The sequence below is a fragment of the Pseudomonas sp. LS.1a genome, from assembly GCF_022533585.1.
In the GTDB taxonomy this organism is placed as follows: Bacteria; Pseudomonadota; Gammaproteobacteria; order Pseudomonadales; family Pseudomonadaceae; genus Aquipseudomonas.
Map to the genome: position 1 here is coordinate 1,663,983 of NZ_CP092827.1, position 18,153 is coordinate 1,682,135.

Sequence of the window (18,153 nt, forward strand, 5' to 3'; positions counted from 1 at the left end):
GAGCATCACCATGCACCCGCATCACCAGGACAAGGCCACGCTGCTCGAACGCCTGATCTTCAACAACCGCCCCGTGGTCATCGCCCTGTGCGTACTGGTCAGCATCTTCCTGTTCTGGCAGGCCACGCAGATCCGCCCGTCCACCAGCTTCGAGAAGATGATCCCGCTGCAGCACCCGTTCATCGAGCAGATGATGGAGCACCGCAACGACCTGGCCAACCTCGGCAACACCGTGCGCATCTCGGTGGAGGCGGTCAACGGCGACATCTTCGACAAGGACTACATGGAGACCCTGCGGCAGGTCCATGACGAAGTGTTCTACATCCCCGGCGTCGACCGTGCCGGGCTGAAGTCGCTGTGGAGCCCCAGCGTGCGCTGGAGCGAGGTCACCGAAGAAGGCTTCTCTGGTGGCGAGGTGATCCCCAACACCTACAACGGCTCGCAGGACAGCCTCGACACCCTGCGCGACAACGTGCTCAAGTCAGGCCAGGTGGGGCGCCTGGTGGGCAACAACTTCAAGTCCAGCATCGTCGATGTGCCTCTGTTGGAGAGCTACCCCGACCCGCAGGACCCGGGCAAGCAGGTGAAGCTGGACTACCAGCAGTTCTCGCACCAGCTGGAAGAAAAGATCCGCGACAAGTTCCAGGCGCAGAACCCCAACGTGAAGGTTCACATCGTCGGCTTCGCCAAGAAGGTCGGTGACCTGATCGACGGGCTGGTGATGGTGGCGATGTTCTTCGGCGTCGCCCTGGCCATCACCTGGGTGCTGTTGTACTGGTTCACCTGGTGCATCCGCAGCACCATCGCCGTGCTCATCACCACCCTGGTGGCAGTGGTCTGGCAGCTGGGCCTGATGCATGCCGTGGGCTTTGGCCTGGATCCGTACTCGATGCTGGTGCCGTTCCTGATCTTCGCCATCGGCATTTCCCACGGGGTGCAGAAGATCAACGGTATCGCCCTGCAGTCGAGTGATGCCGACAACGCCCTGACCGCCGCGCGGCGCACGTTCCGCCAGCTGTTCCTGCCGGGGATGATCGCCATCCTCGCCGACGCCGTGGGCTTCATCACCCTGCTGATCATCGACATCGGGGTGATCCGTGAACTGGCCATCGGCGCTTCCATCGGCGTGGCGGTGATCGTGTTCACCAACCTTATCCTGCTGCCGGTAGCCATCTCCTACGTCGGCATCAGCAAGAAGGCCGTCGAGCGCAGCAAGCAGGACGCCACCCGCGAGCACCCGTTCTGGCGCCTGCTGTCGAACTTCGCCAGTGCCAAGGTGGCACCGGTGTCGGTGGCACTGGCGTTGGTCGCCTTCGCCGGTGGCCTGTGGTACAGCCAGAACCTGAAGATCGGCGACCTCGACCAGGGCGCGCCGGAGCTGCGCCCCGACTCGCGCTACAACCAGGACAACAACTTCATCATCAGCAACTACTCGACCAGTTCCGACGTGCTGGTGATCATGGTCAAGACCCCGCCGGAAAGCTGTTCGATCCACTCGACCATGGCGCCGATCGACGAGCTGATGTGGACCATGCAGAACACCCCGGGCGTGCAGTCGGCCATTTCCCTGGTGACCGTGTCCAAGCAGGTGATCAAGGGCATGAACGAGGGCAGCCTGAAATGGGAAACCCTGTCGCGCAACCCGGACATCCTCAACAACTCCATCGCCCGCGCCGATGGCCTGTACAACGGTGACTGCTCGCTGGCGCCGGTGCTGGTGTTCCTCAACGACCACAAGGCCGAAACCCTGGAGCGGGTCACCGCCGTGGCCAAGGCGTTTGCCGACAGCCACAACAAGGAAGGCCTGCAGTTCCTGCTGGCGGCGGGCAACGCCGGGATCGAGGCGGCAACCAACGAGGTGATCAAGTCGGCCGAGCTGACCATCCTGATCCTGGTGTACATCTGCGTGGCGGTGATGTGCCTGATTACCTTCCGCTCGTTCGCTGCCACCCTGTGCATCGTCCTGCCGCTGGTGCTGACCTCGGTGCTGGGTAACGCGCTGATGGCCTACATGGGCATCGGGGTCAAGGTGGCGACCTTGCCGGTGGTGGCGCTGGGTGTGGGCATTGGCGTGGACTATGGCATCTACATCTACAGCCGGCTGGAAAGCTTCCTGCGCGCCGGGTTGCCGTTGCAGGAGGCTTATTACGAGACCCTGCGCTCGACCGGCAAGGCGGTACTGTTCACCGGGTTGTGCCTGGCCATTGGCGTGTGCACCTGGATCTTCTCGGCGATCAAGTTCCAGGCGGACATGGGGCTGATGCTGACCTTCATGCTGCTGTGGAACATGTTCGGTGCGCTGTGGCTGCTGCCGGCGCTGGCGCGGTTCCTGATCAAACCGGAGAAGATGGCGGGCAAGGAAGGGGGCTCCATTTTCGCCCATTGATCGCAGGGGGCCGCTGTGCGGCCCATCGCGACACAAGGCTATAATGCCCACTCATTTCAGATTGGTACCCCCATGTCCCCCCTCGCCACCGCCCTGCAGTCCTGCGACATGCTCCTGATCGACGGTCTGCACGCCTTCGACTTCACCTCCGACGAATCCGGCCTCACCATCGAATGCATGGACGGCCGCCAGCTCCGCCGTTGGTCCTTCACCCCCGAGCAGATCGTAGCTGCCATTGCCGTGGGTGACGAGTGGCAACTCGACGATGCCAACGGCGAGCATCGGCTAGTCTGTATGAGTGCCTTTCGCGCCCCGGATGATGACGAAGATGAACCGGATCTGGACGAGCCTGCTGACCGCTAGCCTGATGAGCGTGACTATCAACGCCCACGCTGCGACCTTGCTGGTGGGCAGTTACACCGATGGCGCCAGCCAGGGCATCTACCGCTATCAGTTCGACGAAAAGACCGGCCATATCGACCCTGCGCCGCAGCAAGTGGTGAAGAGTGTCAGCCCTTCGTGGCTGGTGTTGTCGGCCGATCAACGCCAGCTGTTCGCGGTCAATGAAACCCCGAACGGCCATGTCAGCAGTTTCGGCGTCAGTGCAAAAGGCGAGATCAAGCCCCTCAACCAGGTGCCCAGCCAAGGTGACGAGCCGACCCATGCCAGCCTTAGCCGTGACCAGCGTTATCTGTTCGTGGCCAACTACGCGGTCAAGCCCGACCCCGGTGGCAGCCTGGTGGTGGTCCCGGTGGCCAGGGACGGCAAGCTCAAGCCGGTGGTGCAACAGGCACGGCACAAGGCGAGCGGGGTCAACCCCGAGCGCCAGGCCAGCGCCCACGTGCATTCGCTGGTGCTGTCACCGGACGGTCGGCACCTTTATGCCAGCGACCTGGGTGCCGACAAGGTGTTCATCTACCGCTATGATGGCGCCAGCGCCGACCACCCGCTGACGCCGGCGATCCCCGCGTCGGTGGATTTGCCGCCGGGCAGCGGGCCGCGCCACCTGCTGTTCGACGCCAAGGGCCGGTACGCCTACCTCACCCTGGAGATGAACGCCGAAGTGGTGATGTTCGATGTGCAGGACGGCAACCTGGTCGAACGCCAGCGCCTGCCCCTGACCGAGCGCCAGGACGCCGCGGCGAAAGCGGCAGGTGGCTTGCACCTGTCGGCAGACGGGCGCTTCCTGTATGTAAGCAACCGCGGCACGGCCAACGAGGTCGTGGTGTTCAGCGTGGGCAAGCAGGACGGCCAGCTGACGTTCCTGCAGCGCCGTTCGGTGGAGGGGGATCATCCCCGCGAGTTCGCCCTCGACCCAAGTGACAACTTCCTGCTGGTGGCCAACCAGAAGAGCAACCAGATCGTGGTGATACGCCGCGATCCACGCAGCGGCAAGCTGTTGGAGACGGTGCAGACGCTGAAGCAGGATGCACCGTCGGACCTCAAATTCATCGAGTGATATCGATCGGCGTGATAATCGATACTGCCGCAATGAATTTTTGCCTGCGGCTTCGGCGGCGTAAGTTTGACCCAAGGCCCAAACGGGCCAACGTCAAACCACCGCCGTCGAGGTCAGCCCAGATGAACTTCAATCTCTTCCCGGTCATTGCCGCATCCGCCATTTCCGCTTCGGTGGTATTGCCGACGCATGCCCACGCCGACAGCAGCGGCAAGGCGTCCGCAACCCATAGCTACACCGAGCAGTACCTGCGCCAGAGTGCCAACTTCCATGCGGCATTGAGTGGCAAGCACCACCACTGACTCAAGCCTGGCACGGGCCCTGTGGGAGCGGGCGTGCCCGCGAACACCGGCAAAGCCGGTGCCATGCACCTCGCTGTCTGCTTCGCGGGCACGCCCGCTCCCACAGGGGGCCGTGTAGTGCTGATAGTTGTTTACTTGGCCATCACTGCCTTGAACAGGTCCGAAGCCAACCAGCCCTCCAGCCAGCTCCGCACCCGCGGATAAGCCGCCTCGGCGAACCACTGCGGTTCGACCCCGGCAAACTGGCGCATCAGGGGCAGCAACGCGGCATCGGCAATGCTCGGGTGCGTGGCCAGCAAGTAGGGCCTGCCTGCCAGCAGGCCTTCGAGCTCCGCCAGCCAGGCCTCGGCCTGCTGGCGGTAATGCTCGCGGGTATGCGCCGGGTAGCGCTCGGCATACTTGTAAAGGTTTACCTGCGTCTTGAACGTGCTGTCGTTGCGCGCAATCAGTGTTTCAGCCTGCTGCGCCGCCACAGGGTCAGCCTGCAGCCGCCAGTCCTGCGGGTCGTTTTGCGCCAGCGCCCAGCGCATGATGTCCAGGCTTTCTTCGAGTACCTCGGCACCGGTATCCAGTACCGGCACCGTGCCCTTGGGCGACAAGGCCAGCAGTTCTGCCGGCTTGTTCTTCATCGCCACCTCGCGGATTTCCACCTCGCACCCTGCATAGCGCAGGGCCAGGCGCGCGCGCATGGCCCAGGGGCAGCGGCGAAACGAGTAGAGGATCACCCGCACACCTCCACATCACTCAGGCCGTTGCCTTGGCGGCGCACCTGGATCTGCACCGGGATGCGTTCGTGCATTTCCTGCACGTGGGAAATGACTGCTACCTTGCGCCCTTGGGCCTGCAAGCCGTCGAGGGCATCCATGGCCAGTTGCAGCGACTCGGGGTCGAGGCTGCCGAAGCCTTCGTCGATGAACAGCGATTCGATGCGCAGCGTGCTGGAGGCCATCGAGGCCAGGCCCAGGGCCAGGGCCAGCGACACCAGGAAAGTTTCCCCACCCGACAGCGAGTGCACCGAACGCAGTTCGTCGCCCATCTCGGTGTCCAGCACCAGCAGGCCGAGGGCGCTGCCGCCGCGCTTGAGGCGGTAGCGGCGGGCCAGCTGGCGCAGTTGGGCGTTGGCGTGGTGCAGCAGCAGGTCGAGGTTGTAGCCCTGGGCGATCTTGCGGAACACATCGCCCGAGGCCGAGCCGATCAGGGCGTTCAGGCGAGCCCAGCGTTGCCACTGCTGATGGGCCTGCTCGATTTCCGCCGCCAGCGCCTGGTGCGCCTGTTGGCGACGCTGGTCATCGGCCTGCTGTGCACGCAGTTCGGCGCATTGCTGCTCGTGGCCGGCCAGGCGTTCGCGCAGTTCGGTCAGGGCCTGTTCCAAGGCGTCGGCCGAGGTGTCCACGGTCATTTGCGCGGCATGTTGCTGCAGGCGTTGTTCACGTTCCTGCAGCAGTACGCGGCCCTGTTCGATGGCTTTTTCGGCGCCTTGCAGGCGTTGGCGCAGTTCATTGACCTGCGTGTCATCCATGCCCAGCAGGCGATCCAGGCCAGCGTCGTCCAGTTCCGGGTGTTCACCACGCCACTGGGCGATCTGGCCCTGCAACTGCTGGCATTCGGCGTCCAGCGCCTGTTGCTGCTGGGTGTTGGCCCTGAGTTCGCTGGCCAGTTGCACGCCTTGAGTGCGCAGGTCCTGCAGGCGCTGGGCAGTGTCGGCATCGAGGGCGCGGGCCTGCTCCAGCGCGGCGTCCATGTGCTGTTGCCAGGCTTCGGCGCTGGCGTGCTCGCCCAGCAGTTCGCTGAGCGAAGCCTGGGCCTGTTGGCGCTGCTCGTCGAGGGCGGCAAGCTTCTGCTGCAACTGCTGCAGGGTCTGCACGCGCGCCTGTTGCTGGTCGCGCAGCTTGTCCAGCTGGGCCTGGCGGGCTTGCTGTTCTTCCTGTTCGTCCTTGCGCTGCTCCAGTTGCTGCAGGCGCTGCGCGATCTGCTGGTCCAGGGCGAGGAAGGCATTGGCCGGGTCGTCGTTCAAGGCCTTGAGGGCCTCTTCGGGCAACACGCCTGCCAGGTCGTCAAGGCTTTGCTGCAATTGCTGCTCGTCGCTGGCCAGGGCCTGGTGCTGTTGCTCCAGGTGGCGCTGGGCCTGCTGTTGCGCCTGCTGGGCGGCCTGCAGTTGCTGGTTGAGACGGGCTGCATCTTTTTGCAGGGCGAGCAGGGCGCTCTGGCGTTTCTCGTCCTGGCCGATTTCCTCGTCCAGGCGCCGCAGCTGGCTGTCGAGCCAGGCACTGCGGGCCCTGTCGTCCTGCGGGGCGAGGGCAGGCCACAGGCTGTGTGCCTGCACCTGGGCCACCAGCGGTTGCAGCTGTTCGCTCAGTTGCTGCTGTTGCTGCTGGTAGTCCTTGAGCTGGGCGTTGACCACACCCAGCTGGGTGCGCAGCTCCACCAGCTTGCCGTTGAGGGTTTCGACCTGTTTCTGCGCGGCGTCTTCCTCGGCCTGGTCATGGCGACCCAGGCTTTGCAGCAGCGCTTCAGGCTGGTGGAACGGGTGCTCGGCGCTGCCGCACACCGGGCAGGGTTCGCCGTCGCGCAATTGGCCGCGCAACTCTTCGACGCTGGTGTTACGAGCCAGGCGCTGGCGCTCCAGCAACTGGCGGGTGAGGTTGAGCGCTTGCTCGGCGGCTTCCAGCTCGGCCTTGGCGGCGGTGCCTTCGGTAATCAGCTGCTGGCGTTGCTGCATGGCCTGCTGCTGCCGCTCGCGCACGGCCTCCAGCTGCTGGCGCAGTTCCAGTTCACGGCCATGCAGGCGTGACAGTTCTTCCACGGCGCGCTGCTGCTTGCGGTTGTCCTGCAGCATGCCACCCAGCAAGTCGATCTGTTCTGCCAGGGCCTGGGGTTCGGCCTTGGCCTCGCGGAACAGCAACTCGAAGGCATCGCGCTCGGCCTGCAAGTGCGCATTGGCCTGGCTGGCCTGGGCCTGCAGGCCGGGCAGTTCTTCACGACCCTTGGCCAGGCGGCCACCGATCAGCATCACCTGCTTCAGTTGTGGCAGGTAGGCGTGCCAGGCATTGGCCAGGCCCGCCAGGTGCTGGCTGTCGGCGAGCGCGGTGTCGATCTGCGCCAGTTGCTGCAGGCTGCGCTGCTGGTTGTCTTCCAGCTGCTGCAGGTGCTGCTGGCCTTCTGCGACCTGTTGCTCGGCCTGTTGGCTGGTGCTGCGCTGCGCTGCCAGCTCCTGGTCCAGGCGGGCCAGGTTGTCCTGGGCGGCAAAGGCCTGGCGCAGACGAGGGGCATTATCGCTGTGGCGGGCCTGACTATCGGCAAGCGCCTGACGCGCGGCGTCCAGCGCCTGTTCGAGTTCGCTGGTGCGCACCTGCAGTTCGGCTTGCTGCTGCTGTTGCTCGGCGATCTTCGCTGCCACCGGTGCCAGTTGCGCGGTCAGTGTCTGTTGGCGGTGGAACTGGTGACGCTGCGGGGCCAGGCGCTCCAGGCGCACGAGGTCCAGTCGCTGGTCAGCCAGTTGTTGCCAGTCCTGTTCGGCGGCCTGCAGCGCGGTGCCGGCTTCGGCGTGCTGGGCCTGCAGCTGACGCTGCTCGTTCAGCCAGTTGCGTTGCTGTTCCAGCTGACGCTCGCCGGCCTGGTCGGCCTTGAACTGCTGTTGCGCCTGCTCCAGACGCTGGTCGAGCTCGGCGCGGGCTTCGGTGGCCATCGGTAGCAGGTGGCTGGCACGGTCCTTCAGGGCATTGTGGGCCTCGCCGGCTTCGCGGGCCTTACTGAAGGCGCGCTGGCCCAGGCGGGTATAGATGGCAGTATTGGTGAGCTTTTCCAGCAGCTCGCTGCGCTCTTTGTCATCGGCCTTGAGGAAGGCGCCAAACTCGCTCTGTGCCAGCATCACCGCGCGGGTGAACTGTTCGAAATTCAGGCCCAGGCGAGCTTCGACCAGCTGCTTGTATTCGTTCTTGCCGCTGCCCAGCACCTGCTCGCTGTCCAGGTCGTAGAGGCTCTGGCGGCTGTGCTGCAGCTTGCCGTTGGCCTTGTCGCGGGCGCGGTTGGCTTCCCAGCGGGCACGGTAGCGGCGGCCATCGATGCCGACGAAATCGACTTCGGCAAAGCCGCTGCCGGTGCCGCGGCGCAGCAGGTTGCGCGGGTCGGAGGTGGGGATTTCACCGTCGGCGTCCGGCACCTTGGCTTCGCGGCCAATGTCGTTCAGGCGTGGCACGGTGCCGAACAGCGCCAGGCACAGGGCATCGAGCAGGGTACTCTTGCCAGCACCGGTGGGCCCGGTGATGGCGAACAGGCCGGCGCTGGCCAGCGGCTCGGCGGTGAAGTCGATGTCGACCGGGCCGGCCAGGGATGCCAGGTTCTTCAGGCGGATGGCGAGAATCTTCATGGCTGTTCCTCTTCCTGCTGCACGTCCTGCAACAGCAGGGCGAAGTCGGCCAGCGCCTGTTCGTCGGCGGGGTTGCCATAGGCCTGCTCCCAGGCGCGGCTGAACAGGTCTTGCGGGGTCATCTGGGCCAGTTCGACAAAGGCCAGGTCATCGTCTTCGGCGTTGTTGCGGCCGGCGTATTCGGCGCTGATGCGGATCAGGCGCACGGCCTTGCCTTGCAGTGCGGTTTCGATCTGCTGGCGCAGGTCGGGTTGCGGCTCGTCCAGTATCACCCGCACCTCCAACCAGGGCTGGCGGTTGGGGTCTTCGAGCAGGTCGATCACTGGCAGCTCGGCCAACTGCTCCAGCAGTTCGCCCAGTGGTGCCGGGCCGACCCGTTGCAGGGCTACGGCGCGCGGTACCGGGCGTGGTTCGACGCTGACCAGGCCGGTGCCGTCCAGCTCCACTTCCAGCACCTGGTGCGGGTAGTTGATCTCGGCGAACGACAGCGGGATCGGCGAGCCGCTGTAGCGGATGCGTTCTTCGCGGTTGACCTTCTGCGGCTTGTGCAGGTGGCCCAGGGCGACGTAGCTGATGGCCTTGTCGAACAGCTTGGCCGGCAGCGCTTCGGCGTTGCCGATGATCAGGCTGCGCTCGGAGTCCTCCGACACCGCGCCACCGGCCATGTGCGCGTGGCTGATGGCGATCAGCGCCTGGTCCTTCTTGCGCTTCTTTTGCGCGGCGGCGATCAGCTGCTGGTGCACCTGGGTGATGCCTTGCAGGTAGTCGTCACCCAGTTGCGGGCCGGTCACTTCGGCCGGGCGCAGGAAGGGCAGGGCCAGGCACCAGGCGGCGACCTTGCCACGGCCGTTGGTCAGCGGAATCAGCAGGCGCTCGGCATCCAGCTGGCCCTCGTCCAACCAGTGCACACGGCCCAGGGCATGGGTGCGCAGGCGGCGCATCAGCGCCGCGGGCAGCTCGATGCGCGAGCCGGAGTCGTGGTTGCCAGCGATCATCACAATGTCCAGCTTCGGCTGTTGCTCGTGGGCCTGGACGATGAAGTCGTAGAGACGTTCCTGGGCTTTGACCGGCGGGTTGACCGTGTCGAAGATATCGCCGGCGATCAGCAGCGCATCCGGCTGGCGCAGGCGCAGCTGGCCGAGCAGCCAGTCGAGGAAGCAGGCGTGTTCGAAGTCGCGTTCCTGGCCGTGCAGGCTTTGGCCCAGGTGCCAGTCGGAGGTATGAAACAGACGCATGGATGACCTGTTGGTGTCGAGTCGAGCAAGCGGGGGCTTGGCTTGGGTGATGGGTGTTGCGCAAGGGCGGTATGGTAACCCAAGCCTATGCGGCAAGGCAGTCGCTCCTGGCGGGTAAGTGCTTTCCTACAAGCAGGTCCGCGCACTGAACGCCTTGTTCATTGACGGCCTAACGGCGTTTTCCTAGCGTCCTTGGGTTTCAAGCCTCAAGGACGCAACAATGATCAAGGATCTGACCGAGCGCTCGCTGCTTCAGTCTTGTCGTTCATTCACGTTGCACAACTTGGCCGAACAGGAGTAACCCCTCATGTTCGAAGCGGCCAGGTTTGGCGACGAGATTTCACACACCGGCGCGTTGGGCGGCTTTCTGCTGGGCGCTGCCCTGGGTATCGCACTGGTGGCCACGGTGGCCATCGCCACCTTCACTTGCGGGTTAGGCGTGGCTTTGCTGGCCGGCATCGCGGCAGGTCTCGGGGGCAGCTTGCTGACCGCTGCCGGCGAGGCACTGGGCAGTCTGTTCTCATCCCCCTCAGGGACGATAACGACTGCCTCACCCAACGTGTTCATCAACAGCCGCGAGGCCGCCCGCGTCGAAAAAAGCATCGGCGCCTGCGACAAACATCCTGGCCCGGTGCAGATCGCCGAAGGCTCGACCAATGTCTTCATCAATGGCGTCGCGGCGGCGCGCAAGGGCGACAAGCTGACCTGCGGCGCGACCATTTCCGGGGGTTCGAACAACGTCTTCATCGGCGGTGGCACTTACCGCTACCTGCCCGTGGATGACGAAGTCCCGGAGTGGCTGCGCACTACCGTGGATGTGCTGATGGCGATTGCTGGCGCAGCCAGTGGCCTCGCGAATGTGCTCAAGATGGGTACCCAGGCCGGTATGAAGGCCGCCCTACCTTGTGCCCTGAAATTCACGGCCGGCTTCATTGCCGGCGAAGTGGCCGCCCGTTACATGGTCGAACCCGTGGCACGCAAGGTGTTGGGTGGACTGGTTGGCAACCCGGTCGACCTCACCACCGGTCGCAAGCTGATCCCCGACGAGATCGACTTCAGCCTGCCCGGGCTGATGCCGATCGAGTGGTCACGTTTCTACGCCAGCGACCTTACCGTCGACCGCGTGCTCGGGCGCGGCTGGGTGCTGCCTTGGGAGCAAAGTCTGCGTCGGCGGGGCTCATTCATTTACCTCACCGACAACCAAGGCCGCAAAGTTCCGTTCGTGACCCTGCAACCGGGCGAACGGATCTACAACCCGCACGAGCAGGTGTACCTGGTGTGCACCGAGGGCGGCCACTACATCCTGCAAACGCGGGACAACCTGTTCTTCTACTTCGGCGAAGTGCCAGACACCAACAGCGAAGTGCCGCTGCAGCGCATCGAGAACGTTCTCGGTCACTTCCTGCATTTCACCCGCACGCCCGATGGTACGCTGACCGACATCAGCGCCACCGGCGGTACCCGCGTGCACCTGCACTACGACCACCCGCTGGGCCGCCTGACCGACATCAAGCGCGTGGTGAACGACCAGGCCGTCGAAACGCTCACCCAGTACCGCTACGATGAACACGGCCAGCTGAGCGCGGTGATCAACCGCAACGGCCACACCGTGCGCAGTTTCAGCTACGCCGAAGGCCTGATGGTGACTCACAGCAACGCGCTGGGCCTGGGCTGCCATTACCGCTGGGAAACCCTCGGCGGCCAGCCGCGGGTGGTCGAGCACTGGACCACCGATGGCGAACACTACCACTTCCGCTACGACCTCGATGCCCGTACCAGCTGGGCCACCGACGTGCTCGGCCGCGAGCTGGAAGTGCAGTACAACCCCGACCACCGGGTGATCGCCAGCCGCGACTACGGCGGCGAACGCTACGCCATCGCGCTGGACGAGCAGGGCAACATGGTTGGCCTGGACTTGCCGGACGGCAACCGGCTCGCCTTCAAGTACGATGAATACGCCCGCCTGCTGGAAGAAACCGACCCGCTGGGCCGCAAGACCACCTACGAATATCACCACCTGACCACGCTGGTGACCCAGGTCAGCTATCCGGACGGCAGCACCTGGCGAGCGCGCTACGACGACAAGGGCAACCTGCTCGCCGAATTCGATGCACTGGGCCAGATGACCGAGTACCTGAACAGCGATGACGGCCTGCCGCATACCATCATCGATGCAACTTACAAGTCCAAGTACCTGTGGTGGAACACCCTGGCCCAGGTCGAGCGTTATCAGGACTGCTCGGGCAAGAGCACCTGGTACCGCTACGACGAGCGTCAGCACCTCGTCGCGGTGACCGATGCGCTGAACCAGACCACCACCCTGGAGCGCAAGCCCGACGGCGAAGTGCTGCGCATCAGTCACCCGGACGGTAGCGCGGAAACCTTCACCTACAACGTCTACGGCCAGGTAATCAGCCACACCGACGGCAAGGGCCAGACCACACGCCTGATGCGCACGGCCCGTGGCCTGCCGAGCAGCCGCCAGGATGCCAAGGGCCAGCGGGTGCGTTACGAGTACGACAAGGCCGTGCGCCTGACCGCGCTGGTCAACGAAAACAACGCTACTTACAGCTTTGCCTACGACGCCTCGGACCGGCTGACTGAAGAAGTGCGGGTGGATAACCTGACCCGGCGTTTCAGCTACAACGTCGGTGGCCATCTGACCCGACTGGATGAGATTGGCTACGGTGAAAACGCCGAACGCCCGGAACGTCATACGCTGTTCGAGCGCGATGCCATTGGCCGGTTGGTCGCCAAGATCAACCGCGATGCGAGCCAGACCTTCGCGTACGACGACGGCGACCGGCTGCTGAGCATTGAGCGGCAGCCGACCGGGATCGGCAAGCAGCTTGGGATCAGCGAAGAAAAGCTGGAGTACGCCTACGATCTGCTGGGCCGGCTGACCAAAGAAGTCACCCCTGACGGCACGCTCGGCTACGAGTACGACCCGCTCGGCAACCTGACCACCCTGACCCTGCCGGACGGTCGCAAGGTCAACCACCTGTACTATGGCAGTGGGCACCTGCACCAGTTGAACCTGGATGGCCAGGTTATCAGCGATATGGAGCGTGATGACCTGCACCGCGAGGTGTACCGGACCCAGGGCAAGCTCACCAGCTGCTTTGGCTATGACGCCATGGGGCGCAAGGCCTGGCAGTTTGCCTCGAACTTGCCGGCCGACAAGCTCTCGCAGGTGCACAACACCGGTATCAATACCTCGTTGCTGGTGGAGCATGCGTACAACCCGATCCACCGTCGCTATCAGTACGACCCGGCAGGTGAATTGGTGCGCACGCTGGACAAGCTGCGTGGCGAGATCAAGTACGAGTACGAAGCCAACGGGCAGTTGCGCAGCCGCGATACCGGCTCACTGGTGGGTAGCGAGGAATTCCGCTACGACGCGGCAGCCAACCGGCTGGACTTCAACGCGCGGCAGTTCGACAAGGTCAAGGACAACCGGATCAAACAGTGGCGGGATCAGGAGTACCGCTACGATCCGTGGGGCAACCTGATCGAGAAGCGCTCGGGGCATAGCAAGCTGCAGAGCTTTGCCTATGACTGCGAGAACCGGCTGGTGCGTGCCGAGACATTGGTCAATGGCAAGCTGGAGAGTACCGGGCACTACCGTTATGACAGCCTGGGACGGCGGGTTGCCAAGCAAGCGGAAATCAACGGCGAAGTCGAACAGAAGCGCTTCCTCTGGCAAGGGCTGAGAATGCTGCGGGAGGAGACGCCGGGGCAGAGCATCCTGTACCTGTATGAGCCGGGCAGCTATGCGCCGTTGGCGCGGGTCGATCAGGCGGAAGGGGAAGAGCAGAAGGTCTATTACTTCCATACTGACCAGATTGGCACGCCGTTGGAGCTGACGGACAGCAATGGCAAGATGGTTTGGCAGGCGACGTATCGCTCATGGGGGGAGATAGAGCAGATAACGGTCAATAAAATTGAGCAGAATCTGCGACTTCAGGGGCAATATCTCGATTTTGAAATAGGCCTGCACTATAATTTATTCAGATATTTTGATCCTGAGATAGGGCGATTTATTACGCAGGATCCGATAAGCCTCCAAGGTGGGTACAATCTTTATGAGTATGCACCAAATACATTGACTTGGATTGACCCATTCGGCTTGTGCAAAAGCGCCGCAAGTGGTGACAAGGGAAGATCAAAGGCGATGCACGATTTGGAGCGTAACGGCTTTAAGATAGTTGCCGAAGAAGTTACCATGAAGGTTAATGGAAGTAGGGTTAGAGCGGATTTTGTCGCTAGAGATGCTCAGGGGAATTTGCATGTATTCGAGGTAAAGCATGGGGCAGGCTCGCTTACTAAGAACCAAAAAGCCGCAGGTGTATTTGATATGAGTAACCCTGCAAATACCACCCAGCATCTTGGGGGTGGTACCGTTAAGCCATCTAGTGGTACTGCGGCCAAGCTGAAAGTTGACACTAAAAGTGCGCGCGGCAAATTACTTGGTGGAAAAGGAGCTGTGCATGATGCAATATTTAACGTCCTTAAATATCGGTGAGTTATGAGTTCAGAGGAACGGTTGTATTTTGAGGCGGTTTTGCTTGAAGAGTTAAAGGTTGTTGCATCAAAATTTGACGGTGTTGTGGCGTCAAAGAATAAGTTGAAATTCAAGTATAAGAAAAAAAATGTGGCTGAATTGTTTTTTGATCACCTCGCACGTGTAGATTCTTATGTGCTTGGTGGTATGGTTTTTGGGGGTGAGCTTATTGATTGCATGTCAAAATTTACACCTCCTTACAAAAGTAACTTATTCAATGATGCGTGTTTTTCTTTTATTTCGTCAGGTGAGCAGAATAAACGATTTAGTGGTGACTTTGGAGGTGCTATAAAGACGCCAGTTCCTAGGTTGGCGGATGAGGTTTGTGCTCGTATTCGGTGTGTGTTGGAAGAGTTCTATGTTCCCAAGATGTTAGCTGCTATCGTGCCAGTTGATAGGACTATAAGTGATATTGTTTCCTCGCCGGATGAATACTCATATCCTGCCGTATTAATACATTGCGCTGTTAAGTTAAATGGGTTGGCTGAGGGGGAGGCCAAAATAAAAGAAGCGATGAGCTCAAAGAAAATTGTAAAGGATAAGGCTTACGATGTTCCGTTGCTTGCCGGGCTTTTGTAATGCTTTGAAAAAGGCTGATTTGACTGGCCGCGTATTCAGAAATTAATGCGGTCGGTTATTGATCTTTAAAATTCTGGCTGTTAACGGCTGAAGCGTATGTTTCAGCCGGAGCGAGAAGAGAACTTTTTAGCGAGATATATTCATAGGTCTCTACCTGCAAGATCTGTGTTCACTCGAAACGCTCCCCAGTACTGTTCGGCGAACACGGCCAGATGACCGAGTACCTGAACAGCGATGACGGCCTGCCGCATACCATCATCGATGCAACTTACAAGTCCAAGTACCTGTGGTGGAACACCCTGGCCCAGGTCGAGCGTTATCAGGACTGCTCGGGCAAGAGCACCTGGTACCGCTACGACGAGCGTCAGCACCTCGTCGCGGTGACCGATGCGCTGAACCAGACCACCACCCTGGAGCGCAAGCCCGACGGCGAAGTGCTGCGCATCAGTCACCCGGACGGTAGCGCGGAAACCTTCACCTACAACGTCTACGGCCAGGTAATCAGCCACACCGACGGCAAGGGCCAGACCACACGCCTGATGCGCACGGCCCGTGGCCTGCCGAGCAGCCGCCAGGATGCCAAGGGCCAGCGGGTGCGTTACGAGTACGACAAGGCCGTGCGCCTGACCGCGCTGGTCAACGAAAACAACGCTACTTACAGCTTTGCCTACGACGCCTCGGACCGGCTGACTGAAGAAGTGCGGGTGGATAACCTGACCCGGCGTTTCAGCTACAACGTCGGTGGCCATCTGACCCGACTGGATGAGATTGGCTACGGTGAAAACGCCGAACGCCCGGAACGTCATACGCTGTTCGAGCGCGATGCCATTGGCCGGCTGGTCGCCAAGATCAACCGCGATGCGAGCCAGACCTTCGCGTACGACGACGGCGACCGGCTGCTGAGCATTGAGCGGCAGCCGACCGGGATCGGCAAGCAGCTTGGGATCAGCGAAGAAAAGCTGGAGTACGCCTACGATCTGCTGGGCCGGCTGACCAAAGAAGTCACCCCTGACGGCACGCTCGGCTACGAGTACGACCCGCTCGGCAACCTGACCACCCTGACCCTGCCGGACGGTCGCAAGGTCAACCACCTGTACTATGGCAGTGGGCACCTGCACCAGTTGAACCTGGATGGCCAGGTCATCAGCGATATGGAGCGTGATGACCTGCACCGCGAGGTGTACCGGACCCAGGGCAAGCTCACCAGCTGCTTTGGCTATGACGCCATGGGGCGCAAGGCCTGGCAGTTTGCCTCGAACTTGCCGGCCGACAAGCTCTCGCAGGTGCACAACACCGGTATCAATACCTCGTTGCTGGTGGAGCATGCGTACAACCCGATCCACCGTCGCTATCAGTACGACCCGGCAGGTGAACTGGTGCGCACGCTGGACAAGCTGCGGGGCGAGATCAAGTACGAGTACGAAGCCAACGGGCAGTTGCGCAGCCGCGATACCGGCTCATTGGTGGGCAGCGAGGAATTCCGCTACGACGCGGCGGCCAACCGGCTGGACTTCAACGCGCGGCAGTTCGACAAGGTCAAGGACAACCGGATCAGACAGTGGCGGGATCAGGAGTACCGTTACGATCCGTGGGGCAACCTGATCGAGAAGCGCTCGGGGCATAGCAAGCTGCAGAGCTTTAGCTATGACTGCGAGAACCGGCTGGTGCGGGCGGAAACGTTGGTCAATGGCAAGCTGGAGAGTACCGGGCACTACCGTTACGACAGCCTGGGGCGGCGAATAGCCAAGCAGGCGGAAATCAACGGCGAAGTCGAGCAGAAGCGCTTCCTCTGGCAAGGGTTGAGGATGCTACGGGAGGAGACGCCGGGGCAGAGCATCCTGTACCTGTATGAGCCGGGTAGCTATGCGCCGTTGGCGCGGGTTGATCAGGCGGAAGGGGAGGAGCAGAAGCTCTATTACTTCCATACTGACCATATGGGGTTGCCGCTGGAACTGACGGATAGTAATGGCGAAATAGTCTGGCAAGTCTCATATCGGTGCTGGGGGTTGACTGACAAATTTATAGTTAATGATGTTGATCAGAATCTACGGTTCCAAGGTCAATATTTCGATGACGAAATAGGTTTTCATTATAATCTGTTTAGATTTTATGAGCCTGAAGTAGGGCGGTTTATCACACAAGACCCGTCGGGGATTTTAGGTGGGGATAATCTATATGCATATGCTCCGAACCCTATATCTTGGTTGGATCCTGCTGGTCTTTCGCCTAGTAAGCTTCTTGCTGCAGCCATGGCCAAAGCCGGAAACACGGTCCCGCCAGGGTATGCCGCACACCATCTCATTCCCACTAACGTTGTCAATAAATCTAGTCTAATTCAAGAGGCTATGAAGCGGGGGTTATATAATCCGAATGGCGCAAGTAATGGTTCGCCGTTACCTACGACTTCGGCTGAGTCATTAGCCTCAGGTAAGCCATTGCACAGTGGTGGGCACTTGGGGTCATATTATGATACTGCGCGAAACCGCTTGATGATAGCGGAGCAAAAAATTGGTACTCTAGCAGCAGCCTCTGATAAAGAGTTGCTCAGAAAAATTGGAGCTGTTGAGCGTAGTATGCGTATGAGTCTCGGGTCAGATACTATTCGATTACAAAGTAAAGATCCTAGGCCAAAAGGCACCCGCTCGACATGCTAGGAGGAAAGATGAACTATTATTCAATGTGTCATGAAGTAGTGGAAGGTGGCTATACAGATGGAGATGTAGTGTTCCACCCATCCCTATCTGATTATTATCAGATAGGGATAAGTCTCTCCTTGAATGGTGTGTCGGTTTCTGTGGTTTTGGATAAAAAGGTTCGCGCTCTTGGGTCTGATTTTTTCTTGACAACTTCCGGTGCTTTTTTTGTATCCCAGGAGTTTAAGGATGTTCTTGGGGAGCTAAATACTAACCTGCAGTTTTCCCCCGCAGATGTAAAGCACTCTAATGGAAAGCCTACGGTCAAAAAGTATTATTTTATTCACGCTAATGACAGGTGCGCATGCTTTGACTACGGGCTATCGGAGTACTCTGGTAAGTCTTTGGTTATGAGTAAGATTAAGGCCGGTGAGCTGGCGGCTGATTACAAGGTCCGAGGCGTAAAGAAGATGTGTATTGATGAGACAAAGACTGGTTCGCTGGACCTTTTCTTTGTGGCAGGTGTGATCTGGATCGACCCTATTGTCTCAGAGGTATTGGTGCGCAAGATTGAAAGCAATAAATTGCTGGTCAGGTTCAGTGCTATTGGGTAACTGAAAGCTGATAAT

Annotated in this window: 10 protein-coding genes and 1 pseudogene; 8 read left to right on the forward strand and 3 right to left on the reverse strand. The window is 61.0% G+C overall.

Annotation, left to right across the window (positions count from 1 at the left end; translation table 11 throughout):
* The first annotated feature begins 10 nt into the window (after window positions 1-10).
* From MKK04_RS07715 to MKK04_RS07730, 4 genes are all read left to right on the forward strand, one after another.
* Window positions 11-2,386 (forward strand): efflux RND transporter permease subunit, encoded by a 2,376-nt coding sequence (locus tag MKK04_RS07715; RefSeq protein WP_207831823.1) that lies wholly within the window; start codon window positions 11-13, stop codon window positions 2,384-2,386.
* A 72-nt stretch (window positions 2,387-2,458) separates the two neighbouring features.
* Window positions 2,459-2,749 (forward strand): DUF5629 family protein, encoded by a 291-nt coding sequence (locus tag MKK04_RS07720; RefSeq protein ID WP_063913826.1) that lies wholly within the window; start codon window positions 2,459-2,461, stop codon window positions 2,747-2,749.
* On the forward strand, window positions 2,715-3,845 hold the full coding sequence (locus MKK04_RS07725; RefSeq protein WP_233687137.1) for a lactonase family protein: 1,131 nt from the start codon (window positions 2,715-2,717) through the stop codon (window positions 3,843-3,845). The genes MKK04_RS07720 and MKK04_RS07725 overlap by 35 nt, the downstream gene beginning before the upstream one ends.
* Before the next feature lie 122 nt (window positions 3,846-3,967).
* Window positions 3,968-4,147 (forward strand): hypothetical protein, encoded by a 180-nt coding sequence (locus MKK04_RS07730; protein WP_063913828.1) that lies wholly within the window; start codon window positions 3,968-3,970, stop codon window positions 4,145-4,147.
* A 131-nt stretch (window positions 4,148-4,278) separates the two neighbouring features.
* Here MKK04_RS07730 and MKK04_RS07735 read toward each other — a convergent pair whose 3' ends face one another.
* From MKK04_RS07735 to MKK04_RS07745, 3 genes are read right to left on the reverse strand one after another with little or no spacing between them, the layout of a single operon-like run.
* Complete coding sequence (locus MKK04_RS07735) at window positions 4,279-4,872, reverse strand: glutathione S-transferase (RefSeq protein ID WP_207831798.1); 594 nt, start codon at window positions 4,870-4,872, stop codon at window positions 4,279-4,281.
* Complete coding sequence (locus MKK04_RS07740; protein ID WP_233687136.1) at window positions 4,869-8,513, reverse strand: AAA family ATPase; 3,645 nt, start codon at window positions 8,511-8,513, stop codon at window positions 4,869-4,871. Before MKK04_RS07740 ends, MKK04_RS07735 begins: the two co-directional genes overlap by 4 nt.
* Window positions 8,510-9,748, reverse strand: coding sequence for an exonuclease SbcCD subunit D C-terminal domain-containing protein (locus MKK04_RS07745; protein WP_013971635.1), 1,239 nt, complete (start codon window positions 9,746-9,748; stop codon window positions 8,510-8,512). Before MKK04_RS07745 ends, MKK04_RS07740 begins: the two co-directional genes overlap by 4 nt.
* Before the next feature lie 307 nt (window positions 9,749-10,055).
* Here MKK04_RS07745 and MKK04_RS07750 point away from each other — a divergent pair, with 307 nt between their 5' ends.
* The 4 genes and pseudogenes from MKK04_RS07750 (at window position 10,056) to MKK04_RS07765 (ending at window position 18,138) form a co-directional block, all read left to right on the forward strand.
* Entirely contained in the window at window positions 10,056-14,273 is a 4,218-nt protein-coding gene (locus tag MKK04_RS07750) for an RHS repeat-associated core domain-containing protein (RefSeq protein WP_241106431.1), read from the forward strand.
* A 3-nt stretch (window positions 14,274-14,276) separates the two neighbouring features.
* Complete coding sequence (locus MKK04_RS07755; RefSeq protein ID WP_241106432.1) at window positions 14,277-14,891, forward strand: hypothetical protein; 615 nt, start codon at window positions 14,277-14,279, stop codon at window positions 14,889-14,891.
* Window positions 14,892-15,097: 206 nt separating this feature from the next.
* Window positions 15,098-17,545, forward strand: a pseudogene (locus MKK04_RS07760) (RHS repeat-associated core domain-containing protein); the annotation flags it as partial.
* A gap of 8 nt (window positions 17,546-17,553) precedes the next feature.
* Window positions 17,554-18,138 (forward strand): imm11 family protein, encoded by a 585-nt coding sequence (locus tag MKK04_RS07765; protein WP_233694785.1) that lies wholly within the window; start codon window positions 17,554-17,556, stop codon window positions 18,136-18,138.
* Window positions 18,139-18,153: the final 15 nt, after the last annotated feature.

Coding starts and splice junctions, on each gene's coding strand:
- MKK04_RS07720 (WP_063913826.1), top strand. CDS start 2,459: ATGTCCCCCCTCGCCACCGCCCTGCAGTCCTGCGACATGCTCCTGATC.
- MKK04_RS07750 (WP_241106431.1), top strand. CDS start 10,056: ATGTTCGAAGCGGCCAGGTTTGGCGACGAGATTTCACACACCGGCGCG.
- MKK04_RS07765 (WP_233694785.1), top strand. CDS start 17,554: ATGAACTATTATTCAATGTGTCATGAAGTAGTGGAAGGTGGCTATACA.
- MKK04_RS07755 (WP_241106432.1), top strand. CDS start 14,277: ATGAGTTCAGAGGAACGGTTGTATTTTGAGGCGGTTTTGCTTGAAGAG.
- MKK04_RS07740 (WP_233687136.1), bottom strand. CDS start 8,513: ATGAAGATTCTCGCCATCCGCCTGAAGAACCTGGCATCCCTGGCCGGC.
- MKK04_RS07715 (WP_207831823.1), top strand. CDS start 11: ATGCACCCGCATCACCAGGACAAGGCCACGCTGCTCGAACGCCTGATC.
- MKK04_RS07730 (WP_063913828.1), top strand. CDS start 3,968: ATGAACTTCAATCTCTTCCCGGTCATTGCCGCATCCGCCATTTCCGCT.
- MKK04_RS07725 (WP_233687137.1), top strand. CDS start 2,715: ATGAACCGGATCTGGACGAGCCTGCTGACCGCTAGCCTGATGAGCGTG.
- MKK04_RS07745 (WP_013971635.1), bottom strand. CDS start 9,748: ATGCGTCTGTTTCATACCTCCGACTGGCACCTGGGCCAAAGCCTGCAC.